Genomic DNA, 13,265 nt, shown 5'->3' with positions numbered 1-13,265 from the left:
GAAGAGCCGCAGGTGCGCCATCCTTCGACCCTGGCCGCGCTGATCGCGGGCGCGCTGCTGCTGTCAGCGCCGGCGAACCAGGCGTTGGCCGATGCTGCGGCGCGGCCGGCACGTGACGTCGATCGCTGGCAGGAAGACTGGTCGGCGCTGCTTGATCCGGCGCGGCGCACGCAACCGCTCGATACGCTGAAAGCACTGTCGATCACCGACGCGATGTGGCTGTCGACCGGCTTGTCCGTGCGCGAGCGCTACGAATCGAACGCCGCGGCGCATCTCGGTGCCGGCGGCCGGCACGCGGACGGCGATCTGCTGCAGCGCGTGCAAGCGCATGCCGAGTTGCACGTCGACGACTGGCGCGCGTTCGTGCAACTCGAAGACGCGCGCGCCTATGGCAAGCGGCAGCCTGGGCCGGCCGATGCCAATCGGCTCGATCTGCGCAATGCGTTTGTCGAATACAAGGGACGCGCGGGCGACGCCGTGCTCAAGCTGCGCGCCGGGCGTCAGGACTTCGCGTTCGATCTGCAGCGTTTCGTATCGCTGCGTGAAGGCCCGAACGTGCGCCAGTCGTTCGACGCCGCATGGTTCGATTTCGAGTGGACGCGCTGGCGCGTGCTCGGCTTCATCAGTCAGCCGGTGCAGTATCGCGACGGCGCAGACTTCGACGATCGCTCCAACGGCCGACTGCGCTTTCATACCCTGCGTGTCGAGCGGCGCGTGTTCGGCGACGGTGAGCTGTCGGCGTACTACGCGCGCTATGAGGCGGCAGACGCGCACTACACGACCGTCGACGGTGACGAGTGGCGCAACATTGTCGACCTGCGTTTTGCGGCAGCCGTCGGCGGCTTCGACTGGGATCTCGAAGCGATGGGCCAGCAGGGCCGTGTCGGCGGGCTTGACGTGCGGGCCTGGGCACTCGGCGCGCGGAGCGGCTATCGCATGGCGACGATGTGGTCGCAGCCACGGCTGGGCGTACAGCTCGATCTTGCTTCCGGTGACCGCGATCCGACAGACCGACGGCTCGAAGCACTCAACCCGCTGTTCCCGAACGGCAGCTACTTCACGCGCGGCGGCTACACCGGCGACGTCAATCTGGTTCACATCAAACCGTCGCTGACGCTGACGCCAGCGACCGGGCTCAGCGTGATGCTGTCCGGTGCCCTGCAATGGCGTCAGACCGTCCACGACGCCGTCTATGTGCAGCCGGACCTGCCGATCGCCGGCACCGCCGGCAACGGTGGCCGCTGGACGGGCGCCTATGGACAGCTGCGCGTGTCGTGGCAGGCGACGGCGGGCCTGAACGCGGCGTTTGAAGCGGTGCATTTCGATGCCGGCCGCACCGTCGAACGCGCCGGTGGCCGCGACAGCGACTACCTCGGCATCGAACTGCAATGGCTGTGGTGAGCAGTCTGCCTTCAGTTCGCCGGCCGCGGTGCGCCGCGCGTCGCCGCGGCGAAGGTGCTGCGCATGAAGTCGGCAAATGCGCGCACCGCCAGTGACGCCTGGCGATGGCTGGGATAGACCGTGTGCACGCCAGCCGCCGGCGGCCGCCAACCGTCGAGTACCGTGACCAGCTCGCCGCGCGCGATCGCGTCGCCGACGATGAAGGTCGGCAGATGCGCGTAACCGAGTCCGGCGCAGGCAGCGTCGCGGATCACCTCGCCGTTGTTCGCGCACAAGCGCCCGGCGACACTGATCGCCAGCGGCTTGCCGGCCTGTGCGAAGCGCCATTCAACGCGGCGCTGATGGCCGTAGAGCAGGCAGTCGAAGCGCGCCAGCTCGGCCGGCCTTTGCGGCGCGCCGCGGCGCTGGCGATAGTCGGGACTGCAGCAGGTGACCATTTCCATCGTCGCCACCTGCTGCGCGACCAGCGTCGAGTCGGGCAGGGCGCCGATGCGCACGCCGACGTCGAAGCCTTCGCCGATCAGGTCGATGGTGCGATCGTTGAGCGTCAGCTCCAGCGCCACGTCCGGATGCGCGCCGAGAAAGCGCGGCAGGGCTGGCGACAAGTGCATGGTGCCGAAGGTCATCGGCGCGGCGACACGCAGCAGGCCGCGCGGCGAGGCGTTCTGCTCGGCGATCTCCGCATCGATCTGCTCGACCTCGTCGATGACGCGCTGCGCCTGCTCGTAGTAGCGCTGACCGATGTCGGTGGTCCGCAGGCTGCGCGTGGTGCGGATCAGCAGCCGGACGTGCAGACGCGACTCCAGTGCCATCAGCCGCTTGCTGACGTATTGCTTGGACAGGCCGAGTTGGTCGGCGGCCTCGGTCAACGTGCCGGCATCGACCACGGCGACGTAGATGCGCATATCTTCGAGCTGATTCATTGTCATCTAGTTGGAGACGATGAATCGCATATTAGGCGATTTATCGAATCGAATGGCGACATTACGATGGCTCCATCAGATCGGGAATCCGATCGATCCACGAAAAGGAGCCTCACCATGTTCGACATCAGCACTGCCAACACCCGCGGCGTCGCCAACCACGGCTGGCTGCGCTCGCGCCACACGTTCTCGTTCGGTAGCTACTACAACCCGGAAGCGGTCGGCTTCTCCGACCTGCGCGTGATCAACGACGATCAGGTCGATGCGGGCGAGGGCTTCGGCACACACCCGCACCGCGACATGGAGATCTTCTCGTACGTGCTCGACGGCGCGCTCGCGCACCGTGACTCGATGGGCAGCGGCTCGGTGATTCGCCCGGGTGACGTGCAGATCATGAGTGCCGGCACCGGCGTCTCACACAGCGAGTTCAACAACTCGCGCGTCGAGGACGTGCACTTCCTGCAGATCTGGATCGTGCCGAACGTACTCGGTGCCAAGCCGGACTATCAGGAGCGCTATTTCAGCGACGAGGAAAAGCGCGGTCGCCTGCGCCTGATCCTGTCGCCGGACGGCATCGACGAGTCGCTGCGCATCCGTCAGGACACGCGCGTCTATGCCGGCCTGTTCGACGGCGACGAGACCGCGACCTTCGAGATGCCGAAGGATCGTTACGCCTACGTCCACGTCGCCCGCGGCAGCGTCGAGCTCAACGGTCAGCGCTTGCAGACCGGCGACAGCGCCCGCATCCGCGAGTCGCAGGCGCTGACGTTCTCCGGCGGCGAAGAGGCGGAGGTCCTGCTGTTCGACCTGCGTCCGAACGAACTGCCGGTCATGAACTGAAAGTTTGAAGTCACTGGCGGCGCGACATCCGGTCGCGCCGCTTTCCACACGCAAAGGAGTGTTTCGAGATGGCCACGATCAAAACGCAGGACGGCACCACGATCTATTACAAGGACTGGGGCAAAGGGCAGCCCGTCGTGTTCAGCCATGGCTGGCCGCTGTCGGCCGACGCCTGGGACACGCAGATGCAGTTTCTGGCCAGCAAGGGCTATCGCGTGATCGCCCACGACCGCCGCAGCCACGGCCGCTCGGAGCAGACATGGGACGGCAACGACATGGATCATTACGCCGACGATCTGGCGGCCCTGATCAACGCGCTGGATCTGAAGGACGCGATGCTGGTCGGTCACTCGACCGGCGGCGGTGAAGTCGCGCATTACATCGGCCGTCACGGCGGCGCCCGCGTCGCCAAGGCGGTGCTGATCGGCGCCGTGCCGCCGCTGATGCTGAAGACCGAGGCCAATCCCGACGGCCTGCCGCTCGAGGTCTTCGACGGTATTCGCAAGGCGACCTACGAAGACCGCTCGCAGTTCTTCAAGGATTTGACGATGCCGTTCTTCGGCTACAACCGCGAAGGCGCGACGATCTCTGAAGGCGCGCGCGATTCGTTCTGGCTGCAGGGCATGATGGGCGGCATCAAGGGCCTGATCGACTGCATTCACGAATTCTCGGAAGTCGACTACACCGAGGATCTGAAGAAGATGGACATGCCGACCCTGTTCCTGCACGGCGACGACGACCAGATCGTGCCGATCCAGGCCTCGGCGATCCCGGCGGCCAAGCTGGTCAAGAACGGCACGCTGAAGATCTACAAGGGCGGCAGCCACGGCCTGCCGGTCACGCACCGCGACGAGATCAACGCCGACCTGCTGGCGTTCCTGCAGAGCTGAAGCCGTTTGATGTGCGAAGCCGGGCACTGCATGCAGTGCCCGGTACTTTCTGGCATCTCATTTCGGTTTTTCGTTGCGCGGCCAGCTGCGGCGCAGCCAAGCTCGCAGCGACGGACGACCCCGCAGATAGGCGCGGGCAGCGGGGACGTCGACTTCCACGGTGGTGCCACCCGCGCTGCTGCGCAGCAACCACTGGCCGCCAATCGCCGATGCCCGTTCGCGCATGCCGGGCAAGCCCCAGTGGCCGGGGCGGCCGAGTTGCAGGACGGTCGGATCGTCGATGCCGCGACCGTCGTCGGCGACAAGCAGGCGCAGCCGGCGCGGTTCGTAATGCAGGGTAACGGCGATATGTGCGGCCGCGGCATGGCGAAACGCGTTGTGCAGCGCTTCGACCGCGATGCAGAACAACGCCTCATCGATCGCCGCGCACAGCGGCCGACGGTTGCCGTACACGTGCAGCGCGAAACTTGGCGCTGCTTCGTCGCCCGCGAACGATATGCCAGCGACGGCGGCAGCGATGGCCTCCGGCAGGTCATCGCCTCGATCGTCGTCGCGGAGTTGCGCAATACGGTCGCGGCCTTCCTCAATGGCCAGATTGGCGCGGTCCAGCGTGCCAAGCAGGGCATCGTGCGCCGGGTCGCCGGTGGGCAGTGCTGAAAGCGCGGCCTGAAAGCGCAGAACCAGCCCCTGTACGCTTTGCAGCATCGTGTCGTGCAATTCACGGGCGATACGCTGCCGTTCGTCAAGGCGTTCACGGTGCAGCAGGTCCAGCTTGCGCGTGATCTGGCGCAGACGGAGGCGGTGCAATGCCCATAGCAGCAGTATCGCGAGGAGTGCGCAGAGCAGTGCGAACCAGCGGGTTTGATAGAACGCCGGCGCGATGCTGAACGCCCAAGTCGAGGCTTGCGGGCTCCAGACGCCGTCGCCGTTGGCGGCCATGACCTCGAATCGGTAATGACCTGGCCCGAGGTTGGTGTAGACCGCTTCGCGTCGATCGCCGGCGTCCTGCCAGTCGCGATCGACGCCGACGAGCCGATAGCGAAAGCGCACCCGTTCCGGAATGCTGAGGCTGGGCGCGGTGTAGTCGATACGGACCTCGTGGGTTGCCGGCGGCATGCGGGTCGCGGCCATCGGCGTCTGCGTGCGTCCACCAGCGGTGACGCTACGCCACAAAACCTGGGGTGCGACGGAATTGCGGGGCAGATGCAGAGGATCGACCCAGGCCAAGCCGTTGATCGTCGAGAACCACAGACGGCCGTCGCTGCCGCGAATCGCCGCCGGATGCAGCGACGCCTGCTGGATGGCGCCTGGCAGGCCGTCGAGATGATCGAAGCGCCGCATCGGCACGACGGACGCCGGATCGTCGACGAAACGCGCGACGTCTCGCGCTGCAATCCGCACGATGCCGGCACCGTCGGCGATCCACAGTGAGCCGTCGTTGGCCTCGACGACGCCGATGACGTCGGCGAGTTTCATGCCGAGTGCCGGCGTCAGCCGGTGGAAGGTGTCGTGCGCGAACAAGGCAACACCCTGGCTGCCCCCGATCCAGGTGTGCCGGTCGCCGCCGATGACGCGGAGCGTGCCGATGTCGAGTCCGTCGTCCCGACCGTAGCGACGGGTCTGCGAGCCGTCGGTCACCACCACATGGCCGTCGGCGTAGGCGATCCAGACGCGTCCGTCACGGCCGCGATGCGCGGCCGGCGCCGTGCCCGCGGGAGCGCCGTCGACTGCGTCGAGATGACGCCAGCGCCCGTCGGCGCGGACGAAGGCGCCAGCGCCGGGAATCCCGATCCAGGGGCGGTTGTGCCCATCGACGGTGATCCACTGCAGCGTCGAGCCGGCAATGCTGTCGGGCAAGCGAATGCGGGACACCGCATCACCGGACTGATGCAATAGCCAGGGTTCGTTGCTCCACCACAGGCTGCCGTCGTCGCTGCGGTAGGCGGCGTTGAGTGCGATATCGCGGCCGGTGTCGTGCACGTTGCCGTGCGCGTCGACGTGCGCCAGCGGCCGGCTGGCGCTACCCAGCCAGACGCCGCCATCATCGTCAGCTTGCATCAACAATGCGTGATAGTCGGATGGCAACGGGACGGCCACGATCGGAGCCGGACGGAAGCGGTCGAGTCCGCGTGCGGTACCGACCCAGATGTCGCCCTCGCGGTCCTCGACGATGGAATACGTGAAGTTCGCGCTGAGTCCGTCGTGCTGGCTGAACCGCCCGACTTCGCTGCCGAACTGCGCGACCTCGCGGCCCTGCAGCGCATCAGGGTGGACGCTGCGGCGTAAACCGTCGCCGAGCGTCGTCACCCAGAGCGTGCCGTCGCGGTCGAACAGCAAGGCATTGGAGCCCACTCGAATTTCCGATGATTCGTCCCGGCCATCGGGGCCCCAGATCCGGCGTGCCGAGCGGCTGGTCTCGGCGATCCAGATCGAGCCGTCGCGAGCCTGCGCGAACTGCGCGACGACGCCGACACGGATACCCGTGTCCTCGAAGCTCCGGCCGCCTGCCGGTCTCATCCAGATATGCCCCGCGCCGGCAAGCCATACGCGCCCCTGACGGTCGACAAACACCGCTTGCGCCCCGACGGAGGCGAGGCCAGGTTGCGCTTGCCAGCGTCGGCCGTCGAAGCGCATCACCGCCTTGGTGGTCGCGGCCCAGAGCGTACCGTCGGCTTCGGTTGCCAGTGACTTGACGGTGGCGTGGGCAAAGCCCTGCGCCTCGCTGTACGACGTCAGGCGGCCGTTGGCGTAACGCGCCACGCCGTGCTCGCCAAGGCCGATCCACAGCGCGCCGTCCGCGGTCGCCAGCAGGGAGTAGATGTCGTTCGATTTCAGGGCATCGGACGTCAGCGCCGACAGCGGTTCGAAGCGGATCCCGTCGAAGCGGACCAGCCCGATCGGCGTGCCGAGCCACAGATAGCCGTCGCGGGTCTGCGCCATCGTGAAGATTTCGCCCGGTGCACCGTTGCGATTGGTCCAGCGGGTGTGATGGAACTGTTGCATCGTGCGCTGTGGATCGAGCGCGAGGCTGGTGGTGCTGAAGCCGAGGCCGAGCAGGAGCAGTGCCAGTCGGGCACAGGCGGGCAGCCACGACGCGCACACGGCGAAGCAGCGCTCGAGGGGCGAGCAGCAAAGCATGACAGGGCAATTTCCGAGGGGGAGCAGCAGGGCGCCTCGATAGCATTGATCGGCGCGCATCGGCAAGTCCTCGCCTTGCCGGGCACCTTGATCACCAGTATCGGCGGCATCGACATTTCAATCGTTGTTGACACGTCTATTTATTTCAATAATCATTGAAATAATGAAGATCGAAACGGCCGTGACTCGACTGACCGCGCTGGCGCAGGTACACCGGCTCGCGGTATTCCGTCTGCTGGTGCGCAAGGGCGCCGACGGTATGCCGGCCGGCGAGATCGCCGCCGCGCTGAAGCTGGCGCCAAATGCGCTGTCGTTTCACCTCAAGGGCCTGAGCGCCGCAGGTCTGATCACGTCGCGGCAGGACGGGCGTTATGTGATCTACAGCCCGGACTTCAAGGCGATGAACGGCCTGCTCGATTACCTCACCGAAAACTGCTGCGCCGACGGCGCGCTCGACGCCGCATGCGCGCCGCCCCAAAACTGCCAAGATTGCTGACGATGTCGAGGCCCTCCGTTGCCGGCCGTCTCGGCTTTCTCGATCGCTACCTGACGCTGTGGATCGTGCTGGCGATGGTCGCCGGCGTGGTACTCGCGACCACGGTCGGCGGCCTGCCGAAAGCGCTCAGTGCGCTGTCGATCGGCCACACCAATATTCCGATCGCGATCGGCCTGATCGTGATGCTTTATCCGCCGCTGGCACGCGTGCGCTATCAAGCGCTGCCGACGGTATTCAAGGACAGCCGCATCCTGCTGCTGTCGCTGGTGCAGAACTGGCTGATCGGGCCGCTGCTGATGTTCGCCCTGGCGGTGATTTTCCTGCGTGATCAGCCGGCCTACATGACCGGGCTGATTCTGATCGGCCTGGCACGCTGCATCGCCATGGTGCTGATCTGGAATCAGCTGGCCTGCGGCAGCGGTACCTACGCCGCTGGCCTGGTCGCGTTCAATTCTTTGTTCCAGATTCTGTTCTTCAGTACCTATGCGTGGCTGTTCCTGTCGGTACTGCCGCCGCTGTTCGGTCTGCACGGGCAGGTGCTCGATGTCGGTTATGGCGTCGTCACCCAGGCGGTGCTGACCTATCTGGGCATTCCGTTCGTCGCCGGTTTTGCGACGCGCTGGTGGCTGATCCGCGTGCGCGGCGACGAGTGGTACGAGCAGCATTTCGTGCCGCGCATCGCGCCGCTGACCTTGATCGCATTGCTGTTCACGATTGTGGCGATGTTCAGTCTCAAGGGTGACCAGCTGTTGGCGCTGCCGTTCGATGCGCTGCGCATCGCGGTGCCCTTGGCGATCTACTTTCTGCTGATGTTCGCGATCAGCTACGCCATGGGCCGTCTGATCGATGCCGACTATCCGCGCACCACGGCGATTGCATTCACCGCCGCCAGTAACAACTTCGAGCTGGCGATTGCCGTCGCCATTGCCAGCTACGGTCTGGCATCACCGGTCGCGTTCGCGACGGTGATCGGGCCGCTGGTCGAAGTGCCGGTGCTGCTGGCGCTGGTCCATGTCGCGCTGCGTCTGCGTCGCGCGACTCCCATTTCCGAATGAGCACGCCGATGACGTCCGATCTCGTCATTTATCACAACCCGAACTGCGGCACGTCACGCAATACACTGGCGATGATTCGCAACGCCGGTCTCGAACCGCATGTCGTCGAATATCTGAAGACACCGCCGAGCCGGGCGATGCTCGAATCGCTGCTGGCGCGCATGGCGATCGCGCCACGCGAGTTGCTGCGCGCCAAGGAGCCGCTGGTCGCCGAGCTGGGACTCGACGCGGCCGATATCACGAACACTGCGCTGCTCGACGCGATGCTCGCGCACCCGATCCTGATCAACCGACCGATCGTCGTCAGCCCGCTCGGCGTGCGGCTGTGCCGGCCGTCGGAGCAGGTGCTCGATCTGCTGCCGGCCTCGCAGCGTGGCGCGTTCACCAAGGAAGATGGCGAGCGCGTCATCGACGCCGACGGCCGACGTGTGCAGGGCATGTCGTCGTGACGCGCTTGCGCACGTTGCCGGACCCGGATCATCTGCCGGCGCTCGATCCGGCGTACGCGTATCAGCGGCCGGCGGCGGGGCTGGGCGCCGATCAGCCGGCGCCGCGCATCCTGCTGCTCTACGGTTCGCTGCGCACCCGTTCGTACTCGCGCCTGGCGGTCGAGGAAGCCGCGCGGCTGCTGCGCTACTTTGGGGCCGAGACGCGAATCTTCGATCCGTCCGATCTGCCGCTGCCGGACCAGGTGGCTGGCGACGATCATCCGGCCGTGCAGGAACTGCGCGCGCTGTCGATGTGGTCGGAGGGGCAGGTCTGGTGCAGCCCCGAGCGGCATGGCCAGATCACCGGCGTGATGAAAGCGCAGATCGACCACCTGCCGCTGAACATGGGCGGCATGCGGCCGACGCAGGGGCGCACACTGGCGGTCATGCAGGTGTCGGGCGGCTCGCAGTCGTTCAACGCAGTCAACACGCTGCGCCTGCTCGGCCGCTGGATGCGCATGATGACGATCCCCAATCAATCGAGCGTGGCCAAGGCTTACGAGGAGTTCGACGAAGCCGGCCGCATGAAGCCGTCGTCGTATTACGACCGCATCGTCGACGTCATGGAAGAACTGCTGCGCTTCACGGTGCTGATGCGGCCGCACGCGGCGCAGCTGGTCGACCGTTACTCGGAGCGTCGCGAGCAGCAGCGGCCGGTCGACGCCAACAACGATCTTGCGACACGGGCGATCCGCGGCTGAGCGCCGCCGAAATCGACAGAGCGGCCGCCCCGACGGCGAGGGGAATCGGGGCGGCCGATGCCGTGGCTTTCTCCTCCAGAAAACCCCGAACCGTGATGCTCAGTCTTGCGCCGGCGGTGCACTCGGATGCGGCAGCGCCTTGACCTGTGCGGCGGTGATCGCTTCGCCGTCGTTGTTGCCGAAATGCGTGCGGATATAGTTGACGACATCGGCGACCTGTTCGTCGCTCAGATGCACGGTGCGCGTTTCCCAGACCTGATCGGGCGGCAGGCCGAACGGCGGCATGCCGTTGCGGCCGTTGAGCACGGTGAACGCGGCGTACTGCCACGACGACAGCTTGGGGTCGCCCGCCAGCTTCGGATAATGTCCAGCACCGATCGCGCCGAGCCCGCCGGGCATGTGGCAGCCCTGGCAAATGTGCGTGTAGATCGATGCACCGTCGGCGTGTTCTATGCCTTCCTTCGATGTGAACAGTGAGTCGTCGGCGCGCGCAAGACCGGACAGGCCAAGACTCAGCGCGGCGAGGGCGAGCGTCAATGCGAGCCGGGTTTTCATGCCTTGCTCCCCTGCGCGACAGCACGCTGGTGGATGCGGCCGATCGCGTCGAGTGCCGACGTCACGCCACCCTCCTGCCAGCCGCCGAGGTAGGACGCATGCTCGCCGGCCAGCGCGATGCGGCCGTCGATCCTGCACAGATCCTCGTAATGCTTGGCGCGTGCGTCGGAACTCCACATGCCGTAGCAGCCCATCGTGAACGGCGAGCGATGCCAGGCAACGGCAACGCCGTTGTCGAACTCCTGCTTGTACTGCGGATGGATCTGGCTGCCGTATTCGACCGCCTTCATGACCCGCTCCGGCGGCGTCATCGCCGTGAATTCCATGGCGTTCAAGCCCCAGATGTAGGCACCGAGCAGCACGCCCTTGCCGGGGCTGTGATAGTCGCAGTTCGGATAGCCGATGTTGGTGATCGGCAGGTCGGTATAGCTGATGCCGCCGTAGATGTGATCGTCCTCTTCCCAGAAGCGGCGTTTGAACTGCAGGCCGACCTTGATCGCCGACGCGTACGGCACGGCCGAGATCGCCGCCGCCATCTTCTGGCCGACGTTCATCGGGATCTGCGCCAGCACCGGCAGCGGGATGGTGCACAGGCACCAGTCGGCGCTGGCGCTGTGTGTGGCACCGGTCGCGGTGTCGACATAAGTCGCGGTGACGCCGCGCTCGCTCTGTTCGATCTTGGTGACCTTGCTGTTGTAGCGAATCACCGAGCCCAGCTCGCGGCCGAAGGCCTCGCCGATACGGCCCATGCCGCCGACCGGCTGGAACAGCGCGGTCTGCATGTCGTAATTGTCGCCGCTCGGAATGCCTTGCCAGAGGCCGGAATCGAGCACGTCGCTCAGCCCCATCGGCTGCGACGGAATCGGCACTGCCGTCAGGCCGCCGCCGGGGTCTTTCTCGTAGCCGCGGCGCTCGCTGCTGGTGAGGTTCTTGCCGTACTTGAAGTCCTTGTCGAGCGCGCCCCAACTGCGCAACGATTCGAGAAGCTTTTCGGCGTCTTCCTTGCTGATCGCGTCATCGAGCGAATGCTGGCGCGTCGCCTTCGACAGCAGTTCGGCGACATGGCCTTGATAGTCGGCCTTGATTTCGCGGTAGCGCTGCGGCTTGCCGCCAAACGCCTTGGAGCTATGCAGGTAAGCGTTGTAGTTGATCTGGAAGAACGCCTCGATCGGCACGCCGAGAATCTTGCAGTAATGCAGCAGGCCGCGATGGTGATACGGAATGCGCCAGGGGCCGGGGTTGATGTACAGGCCCTTGTCGAATTCGCAGTGCTGCGTATAGCCACCGAGCTCGGTGTACGAATCGCCGCCGCGGATGCTCCAGTTACGGCCGCCGGGGCGGTTGTTGTACTCGAGGATCTGCACCTTGTAGCCGGCGTTGCGCAGCTCGTAAGCCGCCGTCATGCCGGCGACGCCGGAACCGAGGATGAGCACCGACGCACCCTTGGGCGCACCGGACAGGTCGATCGGCCCCTTGAACGGCGATTCGGCGGCGTAGCCCAGCGTGCTCATCGCCTGGTACATCGCCGCGCCGCCGGCGGCCATGCCGATCATCTTGAAAAGCTCGCGCCGGGTCATCGGTCCGGCTCCTGCAGCGCTCATATAGCTCCCTTTCCCTGTGACTGCCGTCAATCTTGCGACGTAAGTGGATAATCAGATAACGGACAGAAAACACAAAGTGGAAATTAATTTGCATGAAGCCGTCGCCAGCTTCGCGGCGAGTGGCCTGTCCATTTGCGGAAACTACGGCTGAACACCGCCAGGTCGCCGTAGCCGAGCTGCATCGCCAGCTGCGTCAGGCGGGTGTCGCTGCGCGACAGATGCTCGCGCGCCAGACGCTCGCGGGCGCGGCGCAGGATGGCACCGAAGCTCAGGCCCTCGGCGCGCAGACGCGACTGCAATACGCGCGGGTGCAGGTCGACCATGCGCGCGACGTTGTCGAGGCCGCAGTCGCCGACCGGCAGCAGTGCGACGATGGCGCGCTCGACCTGCTGCGCCAGACTGAGCATGCCGGCGTCGCCATGGCCCAGCCGCCAATTGGCGCTCAGCTGTTCGCGCAGGCATGCGTCGACGCGAATCGGCAGATCCGTCAGCGCCGTTGGATAGTGCACGCGATCGGCCGGCGCGTTGTACTCGAGCTGCGCGCCGAACAGCTGCCGGTATTGTGCGGCGGCACGCGGGGCTGGCTGGCGCAGCTCGACGCGCTGCGGCGGCAACGGTTCGCCGTGCAGCTGCGTCAGGCTGCGTACCAGCAAGCCCATGCTCAGCGCGGTCAGCTGCGCGCAGTCGACCTGATGCGCGAACGCGAACGATATGCTCATGACGATGGACCCGCGGGCGGGCGTCGCTGTCAGCTCGATGCCACGCGCATGAAAATCGAGATGCCGTTGCATCATCTCCAGCGCCCGCGTCATCGACGGCTGCAGGCACAACTGCGTGCCGAGCGCGCCGGTCACGTCGAGCCCCTGACGCTGCGCCAGGCGCACGCCGAAGTCGTCGCGGCGGCAGGCCTGTGCCGCGTGCGTCAGGCAGCGTGCCAGCGCCGGGTAGGGCAGGTAGACGTCGGCGTCGTGCAGCGCCGCCGCTTCGATACCGACGGCATCGAGGATTGCCAGCGGATCGGCGCCCAGCGTACTGACCAGATCGGCGAACCCGGCCAACGAGCCGCTGCGGACCAGATAGTGCATCGAGTGTCCCGATGGAGTTATTCGTGAAAGATCAAATTATGCTCGCAAAAAATCAAGTATTGCGTGCGGCATATCCGGACACTGCGCAGCAC

13 protein-coding genes are annotated in these 13,265 nt (G+C 65.9%); 8 read left to right on the top strand and 5 right to left on the bottom strand.

Annotation, left to right across the window (positions count from 1 at the left end):
• Window positions 1–12 precede the first annotated feature (12 nt).
• Window positions 13–1,401, top strand: coding sequence for an alginate export family protein (locus G7Y82_RS11865; RefSeq protein ID WP_206370628.1), 1,389 nt, complete (start codon window positions 13–15; stop codon window positions 1,399–1,401).
• 11 nt (window positions 1,402–1,412) lie between these two features.
• Here G7Y82_RS11865 and G7Y82_RS11860 read toward each other — a convergent pair whose 3' ends face one another.
• The gene (locus tag G7Y82_RS11860) at window positions 1,413–2,324 is read right to left on the bottom strand and encodes a LysR family transcriptional regulator (protein WP_168148348.1); all 912 of its coding nucleotides are present in this window, start codon (window positions 2,322–2,324) and stop codon (window positions 1,413–1,415) included.
• Window positions 2,325–2,441: 117 nt separating this feature from the next.
• On the opposite strand from G7Y82_RS11860, the gene G7Y82_RS11855 reads away from it, so the two are divergent.
• Window positions 2,442–3,164, top strand: a complete 723-nt coding sequence (locus G7Y82_RS11855; RefSeq protein WP_168148347.1) for a pirin family protein — start codon at window positions 2,442–2,444, stop codon at window positions 3,162–3,164.
• A 68-nt stretch (window positions 3,165–3,232) separates the two neighbouring features.
• Window positions 3,233–4,054 carry an alpha/beta fold hydrolase gene (locus tag G7Y82_RS11850; protein ID WP_168148346.1) on the top strand — a complete coding sequence of 274 codons (822 nt, stop codon included), beginning with the start codon at window positions 3,233–3,235 and terminating at the stop codon, window positions 4,052–4,054.
• Window positions 4,055–4,111: 57 nt separating this feature from the next.
• Here G7Y82_RS11850 and G7Y82_RS11845 read toward each other — a convergent pair whose 3' ends face one another.
• Entirely contained in the window at window positions 4,112–7,057 is a 2,946-nt protein-coding gene (locus G7Y82_RS11845; protein WP_168148345.1) for a sensor histidine kinase, read from the bottom strand.
• On the opposite strand from G7Y82_RS11845, the gene G7Y82_RS11840 reads away from it, so the two are divergent.
• Genes G7Y82_RS11840 through arsH form a run of 5 tightly spaced genes read left to right on the top strand, consistent with a single transcriptional unit; the run spans window position 7,043 to window position 9,932 of the window.
• Window positions 7,043–7,351, top strand: a complete 309-nt coding sequence (locus G7Y82_RS11840; RefSeq protein ID WP_168148344.1) for a hypothetical protein — start codon at window positions 7,043–7,045, stop codon at window positions 7,349–7,351. The two genes, G7Y82_RS11845 and G7Y82_RS11840, sit on opposite strands and share 15 nt — an antisense overlap.
• Before the next feature lie 4 nt (window positions 7,352–7,355).
• Complete coding sequence (locus G7Y82_RS11835) at window positions 7,356–7,688, top strand: ArsR/SmtB family transcription factor (protein ID WP_168148343.1); 333 nt, start codon at window positions 7,356–7,358, stop codon at window positions 7,686–7,688.
• Window positions 7,689–7,690: 2 nt separating this feature from the next.
• On the top strand, window positions 7,691–8,743 hold the full coding sequence (arsB, locus tag G7Y82_RS11830; RefSeq protein ID WP_168148342.1) for an ACR3 family arsenite efflux transporter: 1,053 nt from the start codon (window positions 7,691–7,693) through the stop codon (window positions 8,741–8,743).
• Window positions 8,744–8,751: 8 nt separating this feature from the next.
• The gene (gene arsC, locus G7Y82_RS11825; protein WP_168148341.1) at window positions 8,752–9,192 is read left to right on the top strand and encodes an arsenate reductase (glutaredoxin); all 441 of its coding nucleotides are present in this window, start codon (window positions 8,752–8,754) and stop codon (window positions 9,190–9,192) included.
• Window positions 9,189–9,932: an arsenical resistance protein ArsH gene (arsH, locus tag G7Y82_RS11820; protein WP_168148340.1), complete on the top strand. Its 744-nt coding sequence runs from the start codon at window positions 9,189–9,191 to the stop codon at window positions 9,930–9,932. Before arsC ends, arsH begins: the two co-directional genes overlap by 4 nt.
• Window positions 9,933–10,031: 99 nt before the next feature.
• Here the strand turns inward: arsH and G7Y82_RS11815 are convergent, their stop codons facing one another.
• The 3 genes from G7Y82_RS11815 to G7Y82_RS11805 all read right to left on the bottom strand — a co-directional run bounded on the left by G7Y82_RS11815 (window position 10,032) and on the right by G7Y82_RS11805 (window position 13,173).
• Window positions 10,032–10,487, bottom strand: coding sequence for a c-type cytochrome (locus G7Y82_RS11815; RefSeq protein WP_168148339.1), 456 nt, complete (start codon window positions 10,485–10,487; stop codon window positions 10,032–10,034).
• Window positions 10,484–12,088: a flavin monoamine oxidase family protein gene (locus G7Y82_RS11810; RefSeq protein WP_436286672.1), complete on the bottom strand. Its 1,605-nt coding sequence runs from the start codon at window positions 12,086–12,088 to the stop codon at window positions 10,484–10,486. The genes G7Y82_RS11815 and G7Y82_RS11810 overlap by 4 nt, the downstream gene beginning before the upstream one ends.
• An 83-nt stretch (window positions 12,089–12,171) precedes the next feature.
• A complete protein-coding gene (locus tag G7Y82_RS11805; protein ID WP_168148337.1) occupies window positions 12,172–13,173 on the bottom strand; it encodes an AraC family transcriptional regulator ligand-binding domain-containing protein in 1,002 nt (333 codons plus the stop codon).
• Window positions 13,174–13,265 lie beyond the last annotated feature (92 nt).

Source organism: Solimonas marina (assembly GCF_012241385.1).
Lineage (GTDB): Bacteria > Pseudomonadota > Gammaproteobacteria > Nevskiales > Nevskiaceae > Solimonas > Solimonas marina.
Note: the sequence above shows the minus strand (reverse complement) of the source record. Positions and strands in the feature narration are given on the sequence as shown.

Excerpts from the sequence above, each read along its gene's own strand:
- G7Y82_RS11810 (WP_436286672.1), bottom strand. The coding sequence starts at position 12,088 with ATGAGCGCTGCAGGAGCCGGACCGATGACCCGGCGCGAGCTTTTCAAG.
- arsB (WP_168148342.1), top strand. The coding sequence starts at position 7,691 with ATGTCGAGGCCCTCCGTTGCCGGCCGTCTCGGCTTTCTCGATCGCTAC.
- G7Y82_RS11835 (WP_168148343.1), top strand. The coding sequence starts at position 7,356 with ATGAAGATCGAAACGGCCGTGACTCGACTGACCGCGCTGGCGCAGGTA.
- G7Y82_RS11845 (WP_168148345.1), bottom strand. The coding sequence starts at position 7,057 with ATGCAACAGTTCCATCACACCCGCTGGACCAATCGCAACGGTGCACCG.
- G7Y82_RS11855 (WP_168148347.1), top strand. The coding sequence starts at position 2,442 with ATGTTCGACATCAGCACTGCCAACACCCGCGGCGTCGCCAACCACGGC.
- G7Y82_RS11860 (WP_168148348.1), bottom strand. The coding sequence starts at position 2,324 with ATGAATCAGCTCGAAGATATGCGCATCTACGTCGCCGTGGTCGATGCC.
- G7Y82_RS11815 (WP_168148339.1), bottom strand. The coding sequence starts at position 10,487 with ATGAAAACCCGGCTCGCATTGACGCTCGCCCTCGCCGCGCTGAGTCTT.
- G7Y82_RS11840 (WP_168148344.1), top strand. The coding sequence starts at position 7,043 with ATGGAACTGTTGCATCGTGCGCTGTGGATCGAGCGCGAGGCTGGTGGT.
- G7Y82_RS11850 (WP_168148346.1), top strand. The coding sequence starts at position 3,233 with ATGGCCACGATCAAAACGCAGGACGGCACCACGATCTATTACAAGGAC.
- arsC (WP_168148341.1), top strand. The coding sequence starts at position 8,752 with ATGACGTCCGATCTCGTCATTTATCACAACCCGAACTGCGGCACGTCA.
- G7Y82_RS11805 (WP_168148337.1), bottom strand. The coding sequence starts at position 13,173 with ATGCACTATCTGGTCCGCAGCGGCTCGTTGGCCGGGTTCGCCGATCTG.